The sequence below is a fragment of the Alishewanella sp. d11 genome (assembly GCF_049390205.1).
Classification (GTDB): Bacteria; Pseudomonadota; Gammaproteobacteria; order Enterobacterales; family Alteromonadaceae; genus Alishewanella.
The window spans coordinates 2,811,470-2,831,587 of sequence record NZ_CP186547.1; the positions used below are offsets into that span (position 1 = coordinate 2,811,470).

The 20,118-nt window shown below is 47.0% G+C and carries 17 protein-coding genes; 10 read left to right on the plus strand and 7 right to left on the minus strand.

Going from position 1 to position 20,118, the window contains the following annotated elements; genetic code table 11:
• Nucleotides 1–169: 169 nt before the first annotated feature.
• The 4 genes from ACO1PK_RS12805 to ACO1PK_RS12820 all read left to right on the plus strand — a co-directional run bounded on the left by ACO1PK_RS12805 (nucleotide 170) and on the right by ACO1PK_RS12820 (nucleotide 4,169).
• Nucleotides 170–1,300 carry an ATP-NAD kinase family protein gene (locus ACO1PK_RS12805; RefSeq protein WP_423185996.1) on the plus strand — a complete coding sequence of 377 codons (1,131 nt, stop codon included), beginning with the start codon at nucleotides 170–172 and terminating at the stop codon, nucleotides 1,298–1,300.
• Between the two features lies 1 nt (nucleotide 1,301).
• Nucleotides 1,302–1,604 (plus strand): YfcL family protein, encoded by a 303-nt coding sequence (locus tag ACO1PK_RS12810; RefSeq protein ID WP_423185997.1) that lies wholly within the window; start codon nucleotides 1,302–1,304, stop codon nucleotides 1,602–1,604.
• Nucleotides 1,605–1,675: 71 nt separating this feature from the next.
• Nucleotides 1,676–2,290 carry an FKBP-type peptidyl-prolyl cis-trans isomerase gene (locus tag ACO1PK_RS12815; protein ID WP_423185998.1) on the plus strand — a complete coding sequence of 205 codons (615 nt, stop codon included), beginning with the start codon at nucleotides 1,676–1,678 and terminating at the stop codon, nucleotides 2,288–2,290.
• A 184-nt stretch (nucleotides 2,291–2,474) separates the two neighbouring features.
• Nucleotides 2,475–4,169, plus strand: a complete 1,695-nt coding sequence (locus ACO1PK_RS12820; protein ID WP_423185999.1) for a methyl-accepting chemotaxis protein — start codon at nucleotides 2,475–2,477, stop codon at nucleotides 4,167–4,169.
• Nucleotides 4,170–4,216: 47 nt separating this feature from the next.
• Here the strand turns inward: ACO1PK_RS12820 and dsbB are convergent, their stop codons facing one another.
• Entirely contained in the window at nucleotides 4,217–4,804 is a 588-nt protein-coding gene (gene dsbB, locus ACO1PK_RS12825) for a disulfide bond formation protein DsbB (RefSeq protein WP_423186000.1), read from the minus strand.
• Nucleotides 4,805–4,928: 124 nt separating this feature from the next.
• On the opposite strand from dsbB, the gene fadR reads away from it, so the two are divergent.
• Nucleotides 4,929–5,645, plus strand: coding sequence for a fatty acid metabolism transcriptional regulator FadR (fadR, locus tag ACO1PK_RS12830; protein WP_423186001.1), 717 nt, complete (start codon nucleotides 4,929–4,931; stop codon nucleotides 5,643–5,645).
• A gap of 150 nt (nucleotides 5,646–5,795) precedes the next feature.
• On the plus strand, nucleotides 5,796–8,039 hold the full coding sequence (locus ACO1PK_RS12835) for an aminotransferase class V-fold PLP-dependent enzyme (RefSeq protein ID WP_423186002.1): 2,244 nt from the start codon (nucleotides 5,796–5,798) through the stop codon (nucleotides 8,037–8,039).
• 68 nt (nucleotides 8,040–8,107) lie between these two features.
• Here ACO1PK_RS12835 and ACO1PK_RS12840 read toward each other — a convergent pair whose 3' ends face one another.
• Both ACO1PK_RS12840 and ACO1PK_RS12845 read right to left on the minus strand, forming a co-directional pair.
• Complete coding sequence (locus ACO1PK_RS12840) at nucleotides 8,108–8,788, minus strand: ChrR family anti-sigma-E factor (RefSeq protein ID WP_423186003.1); 681 nt, start codon at nucleotides 8,786–8,788, stop codon at nucleotides 8,108–8,110.
• Nucleotides 8,772–9,362, minus strand: coding sequence for a sigma-70 family RNA polymerase sigma factor (locus ACO1PK_RS12845; RefSeq protein WP_423188220.1), 591 nt, complete (start codon nucleotides 9,360–9,362; stop codon nucleotides 8,772–8,774). The genes ACO1PK_RS12840 and ACO1PK_RS12845 overlap by 17 nt, the downstream gene beginning before the upstream one ends.
• Before the next feature lie 247 nt (nucleotides 9,363–9,609).
• Here ACO1PK_RS12845 and ACO1PK_RS12850 point away from each other — a divergent pair, with 247 nt between their 5' ends.
• Both ACO1PK_RS12850 and ACO1PK_RS12855 read left to right on the plus strand, forming a co-directional pair.
• The gene (locus ACO1PK_RS12850) at nucleotides 9,610–10,218 is read left to right on the plus strand and encodes an FMN-dependent NADH-azoreductase (RefSeq protein WP_423186004.1); all 609 of its coding nucleotides are present in this window, start codon (nucleotides 9,610–9,612) and stop codon (nucleotides 10,216–10,218) included.
• Between the two features lie 142 nt (nucleotides 10,219–10,360).
• Nucleotides 10,361–12,829: a prolyl oligopeptidase family serine peptidase gene (locus ACO1PK_RS12855; protein WP_423186005.1), complete on the plus strand. Its 2,469-nt coding sequence runs from the start codon at nucleotides 10,361–10,363 to the stop codon at nucleotides 12,827–12,829.
• Nucleotides 12,830–12,945: 116 nt separating this feature from the next.
• Here ACO1PK_RS12855 and ACO1PK_RS12860 read toward each other — a convergent pair whose 3' ends face one another.
• Entirely contained in the window at nucleotides 12,946–13,650 is a 705-nt protein-coding gene (locus ACO1PK_RS12860) for an RluA family pseudouridine synthase (protein ID WP_423186006.1), read from the minus strand.
• Between the two features lie 115 nt (nucleotides 13,651–13,765).
• Here ACO1PK_RS12860 and ACO1PK_RS12865 point away from each other — a divergent pair, with 115 nt between their 5' ends.
• The gene (locus tag ACO1PK_RS12865; RefSeq protein WP_423186007.1) at nucleotides 13,766–14,443 is read left to right on the plus strand and encodes an RluA family pseudouridine synthase; all 678 of its coding nucleotides are present in this window, start codon (nucleotides 13,766–13,768) and stop codon (nucleotides 14,441–14,443) included.
• Here ACO1PK_RS12865 and ACO1PK_RS12870 read toward each other — a convergent pair.
• The 3 genes from ACO1PK_RS12870 to ACO1PK_RS12880 form a co-directional block, all read right to left on the minus strand.
• On the minus strand, nucleotides 14,382–15,887 hold the full coding sequence (locus ACO1PK_RS12870; protein WP_423186008.1) for a PAS domain-containing protein: 1,506 nt from the start codon (nucleotides 15,885–15,887) through the stop codon (nucleotides 14,382–14,384). The two genes, ACO1PK_RS12865 and ACO1PK_RS12870, sit on opposite strands and share 62 nt — an antisense overlap.
• A gap of 59 nt (nucleotides 15,888–15,946) precedes the next feature.
• Nucleotides 15,947–16,357, minus strand: a complete 411-nt coding sequence (locus ACO1PK_RS12875) for a hypothetical protein (RefSeq protein WP_423186009.1) — start codon at nucleotides 16,355–16,357, stop codon at nucleotides 15,947–15,949.
• A 187-nt stretch (nucleotides 16,358–16,544) separates the two neighbouring features.
• A complete protein-coding gene (locus ACO1PK_RS12880) occupies nucleotides 16,545–19,229 on the minus strand; it encodes a cation-translocating P-type ATPase (RefSeq protein ID WP_423186010.1) in 2,685 nt (894 codons plus the stop codon).
• A 229-nt stretch (nucleotides 19,230–19,458) separates the two neighbouring features.
• Between ACO1PK_RS12880 and ACO1PK_RS12885 the strand changes: the two genes are divergently transcribed.
• Entirely contained in the window at nucleotides 19,459–20,112 is a 654-nt protein-coding gene (locus tag ACO1PK_RS12885) for a transposase (RefSeq protein ID WP_423186011.1), read from the plus strand.
• The last annotated feature ends 6 nt before the right edge of the window (nucleotides 20,113–20,118 follow it).

Sequence of the window (20,118 nt, forward strand, 5' to 3'; positions counted from 1 at the left end):
CACTCGCCTGCCACTGTTTTGAGCAAGGCTGGGCAAATTATGACTTAGCAGGTACAATGCGCCGCGATATCAATACACCTATGCCAGCCCGCTGTGGCGCCCTATAGGTGTATCTATAAAGGCGCATCTAAGGTGTGGTTTAGCGTAATTAGTTCAGGCAGTGATTGGTATGATAAAGCAGTTTCGGTTAGGACTTATAATTAACCCTCTGGCCGGTCTTGGCGGCAGCGTTGGCTTAAAAGGCAGTGATAACTTAGCCGAACAAGCACTGGCCCTAGGCGCAGTACCAATGGCGCAGCAGCGCGCTAAACAGTGTTTGGAGCAGCTCTTGCCACTGCAACAGCACTTACATGTACTTACTGTGGCTGGTGAAATGGGCGAAAGCTTATGTCGCGAGCTGGGGCTAAGTTTTATGCTTTGCTACACCCCCGAACATCAGCCTACCCAAGCTAGCGATACGGAACGCGCAGCGCAGTTGATGGCAGAGCAGGGCGTTGATCTGCTGTTGTTTGCTGGCGGAGACGGCACAGCACGCAATATCTGTCATATCGTCGGTGATAAAACCACTGTGCTGGGAATACCCGCAGGCTGTAAAATTCACTCGGGTGTTTATGCTATTTCACCTTTGGCGGCCGGTAAATTATTAGCCAAATTAGTGGCGGGTGAGCTAGTGAGCCAGCAAGCCGCTCCGGTAATGGATATTGATGAAACCGCTTTTCGACAAGGTGTGGTAAAAGCGCGTCGCTACGGTGAAATGCGCATTCCGGCAGAGCTACGTTATGTACAAAGCGTAAAAATGGCCGGTAAAGAATCTGAAGAATTGGTATTGGATGACTTAGCCGCTTATGTCGCCAGCCAATTAGAAGAGAATGTGCGTTACGTGATGGGCTCAGGCTCTACCGTTGCTGCGGTGATGGCAGAGCTTAACATCGACAATACCTTGCTTGGTGTAGATGTAATAGAAAACGGCCAATTATTGGCCAAAGATGTTACTGCCAGTCAGTTACTTGAGCTGGTGCAAGACTATCCCAGCAAATTAGTGATTACTTTAATTGGTGGACAAGGTCATGTATTTGGTCGCGGTAATCAACAACTGTCGCCCGCGGTGATCCGCGCCATTGGCCGCGATAATATTTTGCTGCTAGCGACCAAAAGCAAGTTACAACAACTGAACGGCCGCCCGCTGTTAGCCGATACAGGGGATGCGGTTTTAGATCGTGAATTACAAGGCTTGTTAAGTGTACTGACCGGTTATAACGATTACGTGATGTATCGCCTTGGCTACGAGGATGAAATTTAGTATGACGGATTTTTCTGTAACAGCGCAGTTTATTCAACAAGCCGCTGATTTTTTTGATGAGTTAGTGCCAGTCGCTACCGATGATCAGCTGTTTGCCGCTGGCTATTTACGCGGCCATCTCGACTTAGTGGTGGGCACGTTGCAACTTACCGAACAGCCTTTTAGCGTGGCTACTGTGGTGGAGCAGGTAGAGCAAAGTTTGCTGGCTGCTATTGAAAAAGGTGAATTAAATACCTTAGATGAGCAGCATGTCAGAACGGTTTGGCAGCAATTACTGCAGTCGAACAAGACTTTTCTGGCCTGATAGCGTACTATTACCCTAATTTTTAACCCTGCTGGTAACCTGAGATTGCCAGCCAAAAGTAAGTGAACCTCATGTCAAAATTTACCACCTTAGAACAACACGCCAGCTATGGTATCGGTTTACAAATGGGTCAACAGCTCGCTGACAGGCCTTTTGATGGCTTAGACATCACTGCCGTAGCGGCAGGTCTAGCAGCCGCTTATAACGAGCAGGCTCCAGAAGTAACGGATGAGCAAATTCGCGCCGCCTTCACAGTAATCAGTGAGCGTATGCAAGCTGAAGAGACCGAGAAAGCCAAAGCATTAGCCGAAGCCGGTGAGTTGTTTTTAGCCGAAAATGCTAAGCGTCCTGAAGTGACTGTGACGGCATCAGGTTTACAGTACGAAGTCTTGGTTGCTGCTGAAGGCGAAAAACCAACAACGGCTTCTACCGTGCGTACACATTACCATGGCACTTTAATTGATGGCACGGTATTCGATAGTTCTTATCAGCGTGGCGAGCCAGCCGAGTTCCCAGTATCTGGCGTTATCGCTGGTTGGACAGAAGCACTACAATTAATGGCAGTTGGCTCTAAATTACGCTTATTTGTACCGCATAACCTTGCGTACGGCGAGCGTGGTGCGGGTAATGCTATCGCGCCATTTAGCACCTTAGTGTTTGATGTTGAATTGCTGGCTATTATCTAAATAGCACGCAATTTCCTGAGAAAGCTGGACGAATGTCCGGCTTTTTTTATGGCTAAAATGCTGTATTTTCTTTAGCTTAAGACTATTGTCTACATAAATTTTTGCTTTATTAACAGCACTTTTCTGCAGATCTATTATAGTTAGTTGTAACCGCGAAAATAATAACAAATTCACAGAGAATGCTATGACCAACCTCACAATCCAAACTCGCATCCTATTACTCGCATTATTACCAAGCACGCTGCTCGCCATATTTCTGGTCAGTTTTAGTCTTTATCAGTCTAAACAATTAGGTCAAGAAGGCGTGGCGGGTTTTGAAGAAATGTTTAAGCAAAACCAGCAAGCGGTGATCAAAAACTATATGCAGCTGGGTAAAACCGCGATTGCCCATTTATATGACGCGCCCGATGCTGCGACCAATCCCGAGATCAAAGCTCAGGCTTTAGAAGTTTTGCGCCAGTTACGATTTGATGATAGTGGCAGCATGGGATATTTCTTTATCTACGATGAGCAAGGCGTCAATGTTATGCATGCCGCCAACCCCGCGCTGCAAGGGCGCAATTTAATGGACTTAAAAGATCCGAATGGCGTTGAAGTGATTCGAGGTTTATGGCAAGCCGCTCGCTCTGGTAATGGTTATCTTTACTATCACTGGAATAACCCTGAAACCAGCACCACCGATCCTAAACTTGGCTATGCTGAAGAATTATCCAAATGGGGTTTAATGATCGGTACCGGTTTTTGGATTGATAGTTTGGATAAGCAAGTCGCTGTTATGCAACAACGGGTTGATGATTCTCTAGCCACCAGCTTATGGAGCTCAGTCGGTGCAGCCTTGGTGGCTCTTGTGGCCATTATGTTGTTAGCCTTAATCGTCGTACGCAGTATTATTACGCCATTAAAATCGGCCGTAAGTGCTATGACCGATATTGCACAAGGCGGCGGCGATTTAAGACACCGCTTAAAGGTCGAAGGCAATGACGAGTTATCACAATTAGCCCAAGCGTTTAACCGCTTTGCCAGCCAAGTTCGTGATTTAGTGGCGCAAGTTGCCGGTTCAACCTCCACGCTGAATTTAAGTGCAAACGACCTAAATAAAATTATGCGCCATGCCGAGCAAGGGGTACAACGCCAACAATCGGAGAGTGATCAGGTTGCTACTGCCATGAATGAAATGGCCGCTTCTGCTACTGAAGTGGCTGATAGTGCGATGCGTGCCTCCGGTGCAGCGGCAGATGCAGAAGATCTGGTAAGTAACTCAAAGCAAACGTTGTTTAAAACCGTAAAAGTAATAGATGGTTTAGCGGAACAAGTTACCCATGGCGTATCAGTCATTGCCGATTTAAGCAAAGAGTCAGATAGCATTGGTGGCGTATTAGATGTGATTCGCAGTATTGCCGAGCAAACTAATTTGCTGGCACTAAACGCCGCCATAGAAGCCGCTCGGGCGGGTGAGGCTGGGCGAGGTTTTGCGGTTGTCGCAGATGAAGTTAGAACCTTAGCCAGTCGTACGCAAAAAAGTACCCAAGAAATCCAGCAAATGATCCAACGTTTACAATCGGGCATTAAAGGGGCTATTGAACTGATCAGTAACTTAAAGCAAAGCAGCCAAAGCAGTGTCGATGAAATTCGTCAGGTTGAGGTTGCGCTTAATCAAATCAGTACCGCGGTTAACACCATCAACAATATGAATGCTCAAATTGCGACCGCGGCGGAAGAGCAAACCCACGTGTCTGGCGCAATTAACGAGAACGTACATCAAATTGTCGTGGTGATAGAGGAAACGGCAGAGGGCACTCGTAGTGCCTCAGCAACCAGTGAGCGGTTAAATGAACTGGCAACAGAGTTAGATCAATTGATCAGTAAGTATAAAGTTTAAGCTATGTTAGGCGCTAAACCCAACTAACGTGGGTTTAGCGCAACAGCTTACATATAGGGATTTTGATTGCGTTTGCTAAATTGGCTGAAAAACACCAGCAAAGCAACCAAGGTATAACAAGCAAGAATGAAACGACTCCAGTAAGCCATGGACAGCCCAGCGAATTGCCAATCGCTGCCACCGCAGGTCCCAGTAACTTCAAACATGGCTGGCAACCATTTATCTAAAGCCAACCAACTTGGGAAGTCAGCAAAAAGTGCACAAGTGGTAAAACCACCGCTGGCCAGAATCTGTTCAATATTGACTAACTCTTGGGCTTGCCACACGCCATAGCCTGCAGCAGCCAGCCAACCCAACACTCCTAGTATTCGCCAAGTACTTTGCTTGGGGCTAAGCGCGGTAATCAGCGCTGCCAATAATATACCTGTAAAAGCAGCCCTGACATAAATGCATTTAATACAAGGTTGTTGATTTAGACTATATTGAAAATACAGCCCAGCCGCCAGCAATAGCGCCACGGTCAGTGCTAGTAGCAACCAAGGCCAGCGTTTATGTGATAAAGAGTTTAGCGCTTGCAGCATAGCGATTTCCGCATTATTCGTTTTAGCAAAGTCGACTAATCTAAGGTATTTCAACGCAATACACAACCTGCACGCAAAACTGCTTAAAGCGAATTTTACAGCATGACTTGTTAACTGCTTTGGCTCTGGTACAATCAGTCAATTATTTTGCTGCTACTAATGACACGGATCACTCCGCATGACCAACCTGATTAAAGCGCAAAGCCCCGCTGGCTTTGCTGAAGAGTATATTGTTGATTCTATCTGGAACGGTAAATTTGCCCCAGGTTCAATTTTACCCGCCGAGCGTGAGCTTTCTGAGCTGATCGGTGTCACCAGAACCACTCTGCGTGAAGTATTACAACGCTTAGCTCGTGATGGTTGGTTAACTATCCAGCACGGTAAACCGACTAAAGTAAACAACTTCTGGGAAACCTCGGGCTTAAATATTTTAGAAACGCTGGCACGTTTAGACGAAGAGCGGATGCCTGATTTGGTCGATGAGTTACTCTCTGCACGTACTAATATCAGCGCTATTTACATCCGTGGCGCCATAAAAACGCACCAGCAGCAGGTAATCGAAGCCCTTACGGGTGCCGAATCGCTAGCGGATTCAGCCGAGGCTTTTGCCGAGTTTGACTATAACTTAAACCATGAATTAGCCTTACATTCATCAAACCGCATTTATGTGCTGATTTTAAATGGTTTCCGTGGTCTTTATAACAAAATTGCTCGTTTCTATTTCTCTCACCCCGCGGCCCGTGAGCTAGCGCGTCGCTATTACGAGCAGCTGAAGTTATTGGCACAAGCCGGTAAGCATGACGAAGTGGTCATGACAGTGCGTAAATACGGTATCGAAAGTGGTAAGGTATGGTCAGAACTGCGGCCTGAAATTCCGCGTGACTTGATCGAATAATTCGCCTTTTGCTGAATAAACGAGAAAGCCGCTTACCTCAGGTATAGCGGCTTTTTTATTTTTGGTGTAACGCTGGGCGTTAAACATGAATTGTTATAAGATATAGCCAATTGTTATAAGGCTAACCACTCGGAAAAGAGGACGTCGTTTATGTCTGCCCCCATGCACCTTTGCCGCTCACTCAATGAAGTGTACTTGGATAATAATGCTACCACACCGGTGCTGGCCAGTGCTGCTGCTGCCGTACTCCAAACCATGCAGCAAGATTTTGGTAATCCAAGTAGTAGCCATAGTACGGGTATTAAAGCTAAAGTGGCATTGGAACAGACGCGCACACTGGCTCGTCAGCTGTTGGGGGCGGATCAGGGCGAGATTATTTTTACTTCTGGCGCAACCGAAGGTATTCAGACGTCAGTTATCTCTGCTTTGGAAGCGATCCGCGCCCGCGGTTTAGCTGGGCCAAAAACACTGCTGCTATACGGCGCCACTGAACACAAAGCGGTTCCAGAAAGCTTAAAACACTGGAATACCTTGCTGCAGGTTAATGCCACTATTCAGGCTATCCCGGTATTAAGTAACGGCTTATTAGATTTAGACGCCTTAGCGGCCTTGTTACCCCAAGCTGCCTTGGTTTGCACTATGGCGGCGAACAATGAAACCGGTGTGCGTCAGGATCTTACTGCCATAGAGCAAGTGATCCGCCGGATCAAACCCGATGCGTATTGGTTAGTGGATTGTGTTCAGGCCTTAGGGAAAATGTCACTGCAATTAGCCGCGACCAGTATTGATTATGCGCCTTTTAGTGGCCATAAACTTTACGGGCCAAAGGGGATTGGTTTTTTATATGTTCGAGCCGGAGCGCCTTACCGGCCATTAATTACCGGTGGCGGTCAAGAAGGGGGCTTACGCTCTGGTACCGAAAACCTACCCGGAATTGCAGCTTTAAAAGCAATTTTCACCGAGTTATTAAAGACCGAGCAAAGTGCCTTTTGCGCTGAGCCTACCTTATGGCAGTATCGCAGCCAACTGCTTAGCGCGTTAAAAACCGTCTTCCCAGGTTTAGTGTTAAATAGCGATGCACCTTATATCATTCCAACTACCCTAAATTTCTCCGTACCAGGTTTTTTTGCTAAAGATATCTTGGATTTATTTGATGCAGCAGGTATTCGGGTTAGCTCGGGTTCAGCTTGTAGCTCTAAAGTAACGGGCAGCTTCGTATTAGATGCGATGGGCTTAGAGCGTTGGCGTAGCGAAGGTGCTATCCGCTTATCTTTTGGCCCAGCCATGACCGCGCAAGAATGTCAGGAAGCCTGTGAACGTATCAGTGGCCTTGCTAAAGTTGTGCGTCAGCATTGTTTAGTGCTAACGGATGCGGATCCGCTTAATATCCCCAGTGATGACGGCTTGTATCAATTTAAATATGATGCGTGTTGTAGCTATTTGCTTATTTGTGCGCAAAGTCGTCAAGCCATTATCATTGACCCCGTTTTGCCGCTGGCAGAGCGTTTTGTGAATATTATTCAGGGACAGGGGTTGGCCTTGGTTGCGGTATTGGATACCCATTTACATGACACGGCCAATCACGCGGCGACCTTGTTACGCCAGTTGTTAGCGCAAAATACTGCGCAAGATGCATTAGGCTGGCCACTGGCGGAAACGCAATTGACACTGGGAGCTTATCAGTTAACGCGGATCGCGACGCCTGGGCACAGTAATCAAGCCAGCAGTTATCTGTTATCCTATCGGCAAACATTAAAAGCCGCCTTTGTGGGAGATTTATTATTACCCGGCGGCATTGGTCGCACCGATATGCAGGGTGGTGATGCGGTTGCATTACAGCAAAGTTTGCAAAAACTGTCTCAGCTGGTGTATCCAGAGACGCTGATATTTTCTAGCCACGACTATGCGCAGCGCTTTGTGACCACATTGCAGCAAGCGATAGCAGAAACACCGCTACTCGAACCTATTTTGGCTGGATCCGACTTAACCGAGTGGCAACAGAGCTTAAATGCGCAAGCACTATTACTGCAACAAGCTAGCTCACACCTTTGTGGCTTGGTTGAAGTGAGCAGCCAAGATGCCATAGCCTTAGTGCAGCCTTCAGAGCTACCGCATTTGTTAAATGAGCAGCCGCTGCTTGTGTTGGATGTTCGCGAACCCTATGAGCAAAGTGCGGGGGCCCTAGCAAATTATCTACCCGTCAAGGCGGAGGTGTTACAACTGCCGTTATCGAGACTCTGTGATGCGGTGCTGCATGACAAGCTGCAAGTCACCCAGCCCTTGTTGCTGGTATGTCGCAGTGGTAACCGTAGTTTATTAGCGGCGCGGGTGTTACGTCGTTTAGGCTTTACTCAGCTGTGGAATTTACAGGGTGGCGTAGCGTTACTCAGTTAATCTCCAATAACCCCCCCAAAAAAAACGCCGGCAGAGCCGGCGTCAAAGCTGCATCATCGAACACAAAACTAGTAAAAGAACTGCTGTAGCGGGTTAAGTAAACGTACTAAACCTTTATTAAACTTCAGTGGCGCGCTGAGTACCGATAAACATAAACAATCCTCATCGGCTTTAGTGTGTGGCGTGTGGGTATCAACCGGAGAATTAATCAATAAATCGCCTGCACCGTACTCGCCATTTTCGTCACATATTTTGCCACTTAGTACCAGCGTAAACTCCATACCTAAGTGCGTGTGATTAGGGATTTCGGTGCCTTTATCGATGTAAAGCAAAGAAACATGTGCCTTATCACCGGCCGGAAGCTTTGCGGTGGCAATACCACCAAGTTGTAACCATTTACCATGCTGCTGCGCTAGGCGACTTAAAGCACGTGGGATCTTAAACTGACGATCATTAATGGTCACAGTAACAGTATCATGCAGCATTTTCGTCGCAGCTTTTGTTTGAGGCTCCTGCGAAGTAATAAACGCAAGCATCTGCTCAAAATCACTGTCTTGCGTATTCGCTGCTGGCTGTAATTTAGCTAACTGGCTGCCCTGATCGTTATGCAAGTCTTGGCATAAACGCTGACAGTGAGGGCAAAGATCAATATGGGTAGCAACAGCAAGTGCCACATCAGCAGATAAAGTGCCTTCAACATATTGTTCCATAAGCATAATGCCTGGATGATATTTAACTGCGTGTGTCATCTAATGCCTCTCTCAACCGATCCAGAGCCAATCTGATTCGTGATTTTACCGTGCCAAGCGGAATGTCTAATTCATCAGACACTTCCTGATGGGATTTTTCTTCTATATAAACTTTTTGCATTACTAAACGTTGAGCAGGCGGTAAAGCATCAAAATGCGGTGCTAACTTCTCACTTAACAACATGGTTTCCCATTTGTCGTTAGTAGAATCTTCCTGCTCAGGGTAATCACCATCAGCCCATAAATCATCGGCACTGATGTCATCTTTTCTACTTTGCTTTTTACGTAACATATCAAAGCGAACATTACGCGCAATGGTAAAAATCCAAGTCGAAGCACAGCCACGGCTAGCATCGAATAAACCAGCTTTTTTCCAGACGTTTAACATGGTGTCTTGCACCATTTCCATGGCTTGTTGCTCATTACCAAACATTTTCATGCCAAACGCTTTTAATCTTGGCGCAAAGTAGTTAAATAATTCAGCATAAGCTGCTTTGTCTGCATTTACCGCTACAAAGGTCAGTGCATCTTCCCATTGGCCAACACGAATGTTTGGCTCGGCACTTATTGTCATACGGTCTGGCATCCTCGTCGTTACTATCGAGTTGTCATGATGCCCTGTTAGCACGGTAGATTCCAACATATTTGTTCTTTCCCGGCGTTAAAGTACGTGATTTGGTCTGCAACTTTATACGCAAGCTGATCAGGGCTGGATTAACTTTTTTTAAAATAAAAAATCGAATGGATATGGCGATTTTTTGCAATATACTTTCTATTAAATATGATTAAACTGTGTCCAATACCATCGTGGAGGATACGTTATGAAAAACATCTTAGTGATTAAAAGTTCTATTAGTGGTGAAAAGGGGCAGTCAAACCAGTTAATCAGTCATTTGCTGGCTGCAGCTGCAGTTAAGAGTGAAGCAATCACTGCAATTGATTTAAATACCAAGCCATTCCCTCATTTAGAGATGAGTGAAATTGCCAGTTGGATGACTGCAGCAGAAGATAGATCGCCGGAACAACAAGCCCTAGCTGCGTTATCTGATGAGCTGATTGCAAAGGTCAATGCAGCAGATGCTTTAGTCATTGGTGTGCCAATGTATAACTTTGCTTTACCCAGCCAGCTCAAAGCGTTATTCGATCGCTTAGCGCGTGCTGGAGTGACTTTTAAATACACTGAGCAAGGCCCAGTGGGTTTAATAGCCGATAAGCCAGTGGTGTTTGTGTTAAGCCGTGGTGGTGTGTATGCCAATAGCCCAGCAGACAGCCAAGTACCATTTTTAACCACGTTCTTTAATTTTATTGGCTTAAAAAACCTGCACTTTGTTTACGCAGAAGGCTTAAACATGGGGCCAGATTCCGCTGAAAAAGCCACACGTGCAGCACAGCAGCAACTTGAAGATCTCGCCAAGCGCTTGTTTGTGTAATGACCTGAGTTTGTTCAACAAAACCAGCTGCGGCTGGTTTTGTGTTTTTTGCCGTAAACTAGCAGCATTGCACCGCAATCTGTTGCGTTATTTTGCGCGGCTTTGTATAACTTAGCGTCTTTTGCAAAATAAGTATAAAACTATGAAAATCTTCCACAAAGCAGTAGTTGCGCTCAGTGTTAGCGCACTGTTATGGCAAAGTGCTCCGCTAGCCGCCAAGGCTGAACCGCAGACTTGGTCGAAAGAAACCATTTCTATCAGCCAAACCAATCCAATCGACCCTAGCATTCGCTTAACCATGGAACAAATCATGGCCGATCCCGATTGGCTGGGTAGACAACCTGAAACCGCGTTTTGGGCGCCAGATGGTTCTACTATCTATTACCAACGTAAGCGTGAAGGCAGTGAATTACGCGATTGGTTTGCTCGGCCATTAGCGGCTGAGGGTAATGGGGAATTAGTAAAACTGGCGCATTGGCATCAAATGGGTGCGGAGCAACTGGTTTATAATGCTGATCGCAGTAAAGCCGCCTATGTGTTTGAAGGCAATATTTTTGTGCTGCAAAATGGCGAGTTGCTGCAATTAACGCGCACCAATAGTAGCCAAAGTCGGCCGCAATTTTTATTGGATGGCCGTTTAGTTTATCAACAAGGCTGGAGCTATTTTGCTTATGACTTTAATAACGGTAGCCATACCGAAGTCGTGAGCTTAAAAACCGAAGATGCGCCAAAAGCCCCTGCCGTGCCAGCAAGCTATTTAGCACAAGAGCAACAAAAGCTTATTGAATATGTGGCCTTGCAGCACCGTAACCAAAGCGAGCGGCATGCCATGCAGCAACAACTGCGTGCAGAAAATGCCAGTATGGCCGCCGCAGCAGTTTATCTTGGTAAAGGCCGGCAAATTGTCGATGCCAGCTTATCACCCGATGCGCGTTTTATGATTTTGGCGACGCGTAAACAAACTGCGCGCAACGACAAAGATATCATGCCAAATTATATCACTGCGACTGGTGATATCGCGGCACAACCCGTACGGGCCAGAGTGACCGATTTTAAACCAGAACCGCAAAAGTTAATCTTGGTTGACCTTAGCACTGGCGCTCAGCATGAGCTGAGTTACTCGGCTTTACCCGGCTATAACGAAGATGTGCTAGCTGATGTCAAAGCAGAAAACGCTAAAGCCCGTGGTGAGCGTTACAAATCAGAAAAAGTGATCCGTGACATTGGTTTAATGACCGATTGGTATTGGAGTCAAAGTGCTATGCGTTGGCATAATAACGGTAAGCAAGTTGCCGTTATGCTAAAAGCTTTTGATAACAAAGACCGTTGGATCGCCACCGTTGATTTACAGCAAAAGAAACTGGTACCTCAGCATCGCTTACACGACAAAGCTTGGGTGAACTATGCGTTTAACGATTTTGGCTGGTTAAATACAAGCGAAACCTTGTACTTCTTATCAGAGGAAAGCGGTTATTCGCATTTATATACCAAAGCGCTGAACAGCAAAAAAGCCAATAAGCTGACTGCCGGCACCTTTGAAGTCAGTAGCCCAGTGCTCACCCATAACGATCAGTACATTTATTTCACCGCCAATAGTACTCACCCCGGTATCTACAATGTGTACCGTCAGGTTTTAGCAACGGGCAAAACCGAACAGCTGACAAACTTGCTGGGCAGCACCGAGTTTACCTTATCACCGGATGAGCAAAAGTTATTACTGCGTCATTCTACCAACTTAATGCCGCCAGAGCTTTTTGTTGCCGACGCCACACCGGGTGCGAGCTTACGTCAGTTAACCGACACCGTATCTGCCGAGTTCCGCAAACTACCGTTGGTTGCACCGCAAGTGGTAGCAGTGCCCTCAAGCCATACGGATCATCCGGTGTTTAGCAAAGTCTACTTGCCAGAAAACTATCAGCAAGGCGACGCTCGCCGGGCGGTAATTTTCAACCATGGTGCTGGTTATCTGCAAAACAGTGATTTAGGTTGGTCTGGTTATTTCCGTGAGTTCTTATTCCATAATTTATTGGTGCAACAAGGCTATGTGGTTATGGACATGGATTTTAGAGCGTCTAAAGGCTATGGTCGTGACTGGCGGACTGCTATTTATCGGCAGATGGGCACACCTGAAGTGCAAGATCTGGTTGATGGCGTAGCTTGGTTAGTGCAAAACGCCAATGTTGATCGCAAACGCATCGGCACTTACGGTGGCTCTTACGGTGGCTTCTTAACCTTTATGGCGTTATTCAAAGAACCTGATCTGTTCCAAGCAGGCGCAGCGTTAAGACCGGTCAGTGATTGGGCGTATTACAATCATCCGTACACCTCGAATATCTTAAACACCCCAGATATCGATCCCATTGCTTATGAGCGCAGCTCGCCGATTTATTTCAGCCAAGGATTAACTAAACCGTTGTTAATCAATGCGCCGATGATCGACGACAACGTGTTTTTCCAAGACGTAGTGCGGTTAGTACAGCGGCTGATTGAACAAGAAATCATCCACTTCGAAACGGCCATTTACCCGGTAGAAAACCACGGCTTCCGTCAACCCAGCAGCTGGCTAGACGAATACCGCCGTATCCACCGCCTATTCGAACAACACCTCTAATTATCCACACGACTCCGGTACCGGTAAGAGCTCACACCTCCTACCGGTACCGGACACCGGTGCATAAAACCCCACGTTATCCACACGTCTCCGGTTCAGGTATGAGCTCACACCTCCTACCGGTACCGGACACCGGTGGATAAGTTGAAGTCGGTGTCTGCGGTAAAGGTGAGTGGCTGTTGGCTATAAGGTTGCAATAGTGTTAATTCTGCAGCATGCAGCAGTAAACGAGGGGCTGCATTAAAAATTGATTCTGGCGCATAAAAGGCGTCGCCCAAAAGAGGATGCCCCAGTGCTGCCATATGCACTCGCAGCTGATGTGAGCGACCCGTTACCGGTTTTAATTCAACCAAACTGCATGCGAAATCAGTTTGTAATCTTCCTGCAATATCATCAGCTAAGACTTTATACACCGTTTCGGCAGCTTTACCCTCTGGGTGCACCTGTTGCTTGGGAGGATGCAGCGGATCGGCTAACAGTGGCAAGGTGATAATGCCTTCAGCTTGGGCCAAATTTCCTGCAACGATAGCCAAATAGCGTTTTTTTACCAAGCGCTCAGCAAACTGGCGTTTTAATTCGCGCTCAGCTTTACGTCTAAGAGCAAATACTACTATGCCCGAGGTGCTTAAATCCAAGCGATGTACCAATAAAGCGCTGGGATATGCTTGCTGAACTCGGCTTAATAATGAATCAGCCAAATGCTCACCACGGCCCGGATTGGTTAAAATACCACTGGGTTTATTCACCACGAGCAGATCTTTATCTTGATAAAGGATATCCAAAGGTGCTTGTGGTGGTTGATAAACAAAAGACGCTGTCATAACGAACAAAAGCCTGCAAAACCAATATTTGCTGGCAGCTTAGCGGATTTTTGGCTGCTGACAATGCTTTTTTACGGCATAATGGCTGCGTTTACTTTGCTTATTGAGAATCGACATGTCTGCCGCTTTAGACGATCTTGCCATTTTACCGGCCACCGACCAACCCTACGACATCCACTATCAAGATGATGTGCTGTTAGTGGTGTCGAAACCCAGCCATTTATTGACGGTACCTGGACGGCACCCAGCAAATCGCGATTGTTTAATTAGCCGAGTACAACGCGAGTTTCCAACGGCACAAGTGGTGCATCGCTTAGACTATGATACCTCTGGCTTAGTTATACTGCCGTTGACCAAAAAAGCCTTATCCGAAATCAGTAAGCAATTTCAGGCACGTACGGTAGAAAAAACCTATCAGGCGGTGGTAGCGGGGCAGATCGCAGAAAGTGGCACTATTGATTTAGCCATAGCGGCCGATCCAGAACATCGCCCCCTCTATAAAATTTGCCAGCAAACAGGTAAGCCATCCGTTACACGCTTTCAGCGTTTACAGTATAACGCGCAACAAGATAACTCAGCGGTGTTATTGGAGCCGATAACCGGTCGCTCTCATCAATTACGCTTACATTTAGCCGCAATAGGCCACCCCATCCTTGGCGACACCTTTTATGGCGGGGACATCGTTGCTAAGGCTCGGCCTCGCTTGCTGCTGCATGCGCGGCAGATTCGTTTTAATCATCCGTTAAACGGGAAATGGTTGCAGATTGAATTAGCGCCAGATTTTGCTGATTAACCGCCTGCGGTTGCATTAAAACGCTCACCCCTTGTTCGGCTGGATAGACACTAAACTCTACGGCTATGGCTGTGTCAGGCAGCACAAATAAAAACTGCTCAGTTTGCTGTTTATAAAAAGCGCGCTGTACCGTCGTCGTTAACAGGCTAAAATCTTTACCTGGGGCATAACAAATTTCTGTGAGTAATTTGCCCAAGGCGGGTTGCTTGTTATGCGCAAAAAGGTCAGCAGCACTCTGGTTGAAATAGGTAAACCGAAAATCTTTATCCAGCGAAAAAAAGCCATCAGTAATACTTTCTAAGGTTTGATACAAGGATTGCCGCATTTGATCGGCTTTTAGCCAAAGCGCCTTTTGTTCACTGATATCCATGGCTGAACCAAACCAGCAAATATGTTCTCCGCTGGCGTTATAAATGGGAAGGGCAGAAGTAAGATGCCAGCAATAAACACCATCAGCCCGTAGAATTCTAAACTCGATTTTATAGGGTGTTTTCGTTGCCACCGCATACTGCCACTGCGCCAGTGTGCTGTCTCGATCGTCAGGATGAATAAGGTTAAGCCAGTCCTGAACAATCGTCTTAGCACTTTTGCCACAAAACTCGACAAAAGTCAGAGAGGCAAAATCTACCACACCGGCTGCTGTGGCTGTCCAGACTTTTACCGGCATGCTATCGGCGAGTTGGATAAAACGCAGCTGTTGCTCGGCTAACATATCGGCTTTTTGATGGCTCTGTTCGGTATTTTGCAGTAGCCCTCTTATTTGCTCGGGGTAAACCGGATCGGGATAGGCAATAACATTGAGCCAAATTGGGCTGCGATTTTCTTCACATAATTGTGTTTCGAATAAGCTTACTTGCTGCTGTTTTAGCGCAAGATGAACGTTATGCTTAATAGTTGCTTGCGACTTGTCTGCAAAACACTGAACAAATTGCTCTAGCGTTAGCTCAGGCTCTGTCACACCCAGCAGCGTTTGGCTTGCCTGATCGAGGTGGATCACTTTGCTATGATCATCAAATTGCCAATGACTTAAGCTGGCGACCACTCTGGCATAACGTAAATCCTCAGTGGTTTGCAATGCAACGGTCTGCTGGTGTTCTTGCTCTTTCTGCGCATTGCTAGCGAGTAGCCCCAGCCACCATAATAAAATAATCGCTAAGGTTGCCAGCCAACGATTAGCTAAGATATAAACCGTGGCAAAACCATCTGGTGCGGCAGGAGAAATAACATAGCCTAACCAGAGACCCGCTAACGATAATAGGCTGGTGAGATGAATTAACTGAGAGCGTGAAGTTAAACTCGCTAATACAACTAACGGTGTATAAAGCACGCCGTGAGCAAAGCCAAGTTGAGTGGTTGTGTCAGTAGTACAAACAGCCACAACACCGAGCACTAACAAGGGGCCCATTGCAGGGTGTTGTTTAATAAAATCGTTAATTGTTGACATAAATTCCCCCGAAAAGTCCGGGTGAACCCCATTACACTCCATTGTCAGGTTAAATGCTGTTAAATGACAAAACTAATGGAATTCCCTTTGTTGGCGTTAATATTACCTGCCACAAGATTATTAATCTCGCGAGAGAGCGACGTTGCTGGCGTGTCTGTTTGCTCAGCATCAGGTGTTGTGGCCTGATTAATCGCATTCGTTAAACGAGTGGAATTAGTTACGAAGGAGGTTGCAGTGCGATCAGCACTAGCCAAATTATCTTTTAGCAAACTTGATTCTGCTGCCGCTTGGTCGGCTTCAGCATCAAGCCGTCTTGCCGTGGCTTCGGCTTGACGAGCTTCACGTCTTTTCGACGCAGCTTGCTGTTCTAACGCTTGTGCCTGTTGCTCAGCCTGCTGTGCCTGGCGTTCGGTTTGTTGACGTAGCAAGGCATTAACTGGCATGGCACCCAGATTGGCAGAGGATATCATCGCGGTTAAGCTCCCAAATACGCTGTATAAACGCAGCTATAACATCTTTAACTATAGTGTAATTCGGCACAGATACAAGTGTATGGCTTACCAAACAGTAGCTGGTGCTTTCTATTTCTAAGCCATAACTTGGTGCTTTGTCGCTTTTGCTGTATCAACTATTTTACAGCTTTACATGCTTAGTTTTTTACTGATCCTGCCACAGCAGTTTCTTCTCTAGTTCAATCAACAGCATAATCAAGGCCGCGCCCAGTACACACCAGCCCCAGTGTTCCAGCTGTAACGCCGTAGTACCGAACAAGCTTTGCATAAAGGGGGCATAAACAAAAGCCAACTGTAACAAAACCAACACGCCAATAGCCAACCAAGCGACTGGGTTAGTAAACAACAGTTTAGGATGTAAGCTAAAGCTACTTAAGTGCCTACTATTTAGCAGATAACCCGCCTGCGCAACGACCAAAGCTGTCACGCTTAGGGTTCTGGCATACTCTAGACTCAATTCCTGATTAATAGCGATATTGAATAGCAGCATGGCGCTACCGCCAATTAATACCGAGACTAGCGTAATACGTCTTAAAAAAGCTCGGCTTAACAACGCTGCTTTGGCTGTTCGCGGCGGGCGACGCATAACACCGGGCTCTGCAGGTTCAAAGGCGAGCGCCAGTGCCAGTGTAATAGCAACCACCATATTCACCCATAAAATTTGCACGGGGGTCAAAGGCAGGGTTAAGCCAAATAACACTGCACAAAGCATGACCAGCCCTTGTGCGCCGTTAGTGGGTAAAATAAATAAAATGGCTTTGCGTAAATTGTCATAAATGGTGCGGCCTTCGGCAACGGCGGCTGCGATGGTACTAAAATTATCATCGGCCAGCACGATGTCAGCTGCTTCTTTGCTGGCTTCCGAACCTTTGATCCCCATTGCCACACCAACATCGGCTTGTTTTAGGGCGGGCGCATCATTAACGCCATCTCCGGTCATTGCCACAATGTCGCCTTGTTGCTGCAGGGCTTGTACCAAGCGCAGTTTATGCTCTGGGCTAGTGCGGGCAAAAATAGTCCCAGTTTGCGCCATCTGCTGTAATTCTTCTGCGGTGGCCTGCGCAATATCTTGCCCCGTATAAACCACCAATTCATGCTCATTGGCTAAGCCCATGGCTTGACCAATGGCTTTAGCAGTACCCGCATGATCGCCGGTGATCATTTTGACTTTTATGCCTGCCTGTTGGCAGGCCGCGATGGCGGTAATTGCCTCTGGCCTTGGCGGATCAATAATGCCAATTAGGCCATAAAAACACAGCTCGTTCAGATCGGGCATACCAAGTTCGACCTGCGTTGTCGGTTTGCCTGCTGCAGCCAGAACGCGCAGCCCTTGTTGACTCAACTGCTCAATTTGCTTTTGCCAGAAGGCTGTATCTAAAGGTTCTGCAAGCGCATTGGCGGCTAATTGCGTGGTACAGCGCGGCAAAAGCCGATCAGGCGCACCTTTTAAAAGTACGTATTTACTGCCATCAGCTTGTTGTTCCAAGCTGGCCATAAATTTGTTTTCAGACTCAAATGGGATCACCGCCAACCGCTGATAGCGCTCGCGCTCAAAGCCAGCTTTTTCAGCTAAGCACAATAAGGCACCTTCGGTTGGTTCGCCATGCACCTGCCAAATAGTCTGTTTTTGTTGCAGTTCACTATCGTTAGCAACAGCAACTACTTCAATAAGCGCCTGCAGTGCAGGGTGCTCCTTTAACACTACAGGCTGGTTTTGCCATAAAATCTCGCCGGTGGGCGCATAGCCAATGCCAGTTACCTGATAATGTCCTTGGCAGGTAATCACGTCTTTGGCGGTCATTTCATTGCGGGTAAGGGTACCGGTTTTATCCGAGCAGATAACTGTTACTGCGCCGAGCGTTTCCACTGCATTCAGTTTACGGGTTATGGCATGCCGATCCGCCATTTGCTTAACGCCCAGTGCTAAGGTAATTGTTAAAATAGCTGGTAAACCCTCTGGGATGGCTGCCACAGCAAAGCCAATTGCCGCTAAAAACACCTCCGCGGGGGCATAATCGTGCGCCAGTAAACCTACGGCGAGCATCAGTAGTGTTAGTAACGCGATAGCGAGCGCCAGATAACGGCCAAACTGGTTCATTTGTAAAGTGAGCGGCGTTTCTAAACTTTGCACATCAGAGAGCAGTGTATTAATTTGGCCAATTTCTGTGGCGGCGCCAATTGCGGTAACAACAGCTATACCGCGACCGGAGGTGACTAAAGTACCTGAAAACGCAATACTAGTTCGATCGCCTAAAGGCGCATCCACGGCAACGGCTTGCGGATGTTTGGACACGGGCATCGACTCGCCAGTGAGAGCTGACTCTTCTATGCGCAGCTCGGTCGTTTCTAGCAAGCGTAAATCGGCAGGCACCCGATCTCCCGATCGCAGTTTAACAATATCGCCGGGTACTAACGTATCGGCAGCGACTTGCTGCCAGTGACCATCTCGGCACACATTCGCCGACACCGAGAGCATTTGCCGAATTCCGGCTAGGGCTTGCTCGGCTTTGCCTTCTTGAATAAAACCGATGATGGCATTGATCACCACGACCGCCAAAATAACGCCCGTATCTAGCCAATGCCCAAGCAGGGCAGTGACCAAAGCCGCGAATAGCAGTACATAAATTAAGGTATCGTGAAAGTGTTTAAAAAAGCGGTAAAACAGCGACGGTCCCGCTGCTTGCGGCAGCGCATTCGCGCCATAACGCTCTGCCCGAGCAAGCGCCTGCGCTTTGGTTAACCCTGCGGCACTGCTGTCTAAAGCAGTTAACACCTGATCAGCCTGCAAATGATGCACATCTTGTGGTAGTGAATTAAGCGACTTAGCCATTAGTGCCATCTCCTTGGTCAATTATTAAACACAGTATGCCACAAAATCCAAACCACACCCTGCGCTAAATCAAACGAACTTATCCACACGTCTCCGGTACCACTCCTACCAGTTAACTTATCCACACGTCTCCGGTACCGGTAAGTCCTCTTACCAGCACCTAATTTTTTGCAAATTATATTTATTAACTTATTTTTAAATTAATTAACAATTATCTTAGGGGATTAAAATGGCCAGAAAACCACGTCTATTTGTCGACGGCATGTCTTATCACGTAGTAAACCGTGGTCATAATCGCATGCGTTGCTTTGATTGTGAGATGGATAAGCGAGTATTCTTCAAGATGCTTTGCGAAAAGTTAGAACTTTTCTCAATTCAGCTGCATGCTTATGTGCTGATGTCCAATCACTACCATTTGTTGATCACCCCTACAGTGGGTACTGAAGTGCCCCATTTTATGCAATGCCTAGGACGAAAATATGCGGGATATTTCAACACGACCAACGAACGCACAGGAACCGTGTGGGATGGCAAGTATTTTGCCAGTGTGATCGAAAGTGATTACTACTTACTCGCCTGCTATCGTTATATAGAGTTAAACCCAGTGCGAGCGGGTATTGTTGAGGATCCCGGCTGCTTTCCATGGTCCAGTTTTCAAACTAATGCCTGCGGTAAATATTCAAGTATTATTTCACCTCACCAAACTTACACCGCGCTTGGTACATCAGCTTTAGCGCGCATGTCTGCTTACAATGCCTTATTCAATAGCCCGATGAGCGCAGAAGAGCTGCGCGATATTCGCAGTACGTTAACTAAGCGAAATATTATACAGCATGCGGACACGGTTAAGCTGGTCCGACCGGTACCGGAGACCTGTGCATAACTGCTG

Bases quoted from the DNA above. Each gene is read 5' to 3' on its own strand.
- ACO1PK_RS12810 (WP_423185997.1), top strand. From the start codon at position 1,302: ATGACGGATTTTTCTGTAACAGCGCAGTTTATTCAACAAGCCGCTGAT.
- ACO1PK_RS12850 (WP_423186004.1), top strand. From the start codon at position 9,610: ATGAAAAACATCTTAGTGATTAAAAGTTCTATTAGTGGTGAAAAGGGG.
- ACO1PK_RS12880 (WP_423186010.1), bottom strand. From the start codon at position 19,229: ATGGCTAAGTCGCTTAATTCACTACCACAAGATGTGCATCATTTGCAG.
- ACO1PK_RS12820 (WP_423185999.1), top strand. From the start codon at position 2,475: ATGACCAACCTCACAATCCAAACTCGCATCCTATTACTCGCATTATTA.
- ACO1PK_RS12855 (WP_423186005.1), top strand. From the start codon at position 10,361: ATGAAAATCTTCCACAAAGCAGTAGTTGCGCTCAGTGTTAGCGCACTG.
- ACO1PK_RS12870 (WP_423186008.1), bottom strand. From the start codon at position 15,887: ATGTCAACAATTAACGATTTTATTAAACAACACCCTGCAATGGGCCCC.
- ACO1PK_RS12885 (WP_423186011.1), top strand. From the start codon at position 19,459: ATGGCCAGAAAACCACGTCTATTTGTCGACGGCATGTCTTATCACGTA.
- ACO1PK_RS12845 (WP_423188220.1), bottom strand. From the start codon at position 9,362: ATGACAATAAGTGCCGAGCCAAACATTCGTGTTGGCCAATGGGAAGAT.
- ACO1PK_RS12815 (WP_423185998.1), top strand. From the start codon at position 1,676: ATGTCAAAATTTACCACCTTAGAACAACACGCCAGCTATGGTATCGGT.
- ACO1PK_RS12865 (WP_423186007.1), top strand. From the start codon at position 13,766: ATGTCTGCCGCTTTAGACGATCTTGCCATTTTACCGGCCACCGACCAA.
- ACO1PK_RS12835 (WP_423186002.1), top strand. From the start codon at position 5,796: ATGTCTGCCCCCATGCACCTTTGCCGCTCACTCAATGAAGTGTACTTG.
- ACO1PK_RS12875 (WP_423186009.1), bottom strand. From the start codon at position 16,357: ATGATATCCTCTGCCAATCTGGGTGCCATGCCAGTTAATGCCTTGCTA.
- ACO1PK_RS12860 (WP_423186006.1), bottom strand. From the start codon at position 13,650: ATGACAGCGTCTTTTGTTTATCAACCACCACAAGCACCTTTGGATATC.
- ACO1PK_RS12840 (WP_423186003.1), bottom strand. From the start codon at position 8,788: ATGACACACGCAGTTAAATATCATCCAGGCATTATGCTTATGGAACAA.
- fadR (WP_423186001.1), top strand. From the start codon at position 4,929: ATGACCAACCTGATTAAAGCGCAAAGCCCCGCTGGCTTTGCTGAAGAG.
- ACO1PK_RS12805 (WP_423185996.1), top strand. From the start codon at position 170: ATGATAAAGCAGTTTCGGTTAGGACTTATAATTAACCCTCTGGCCGGT.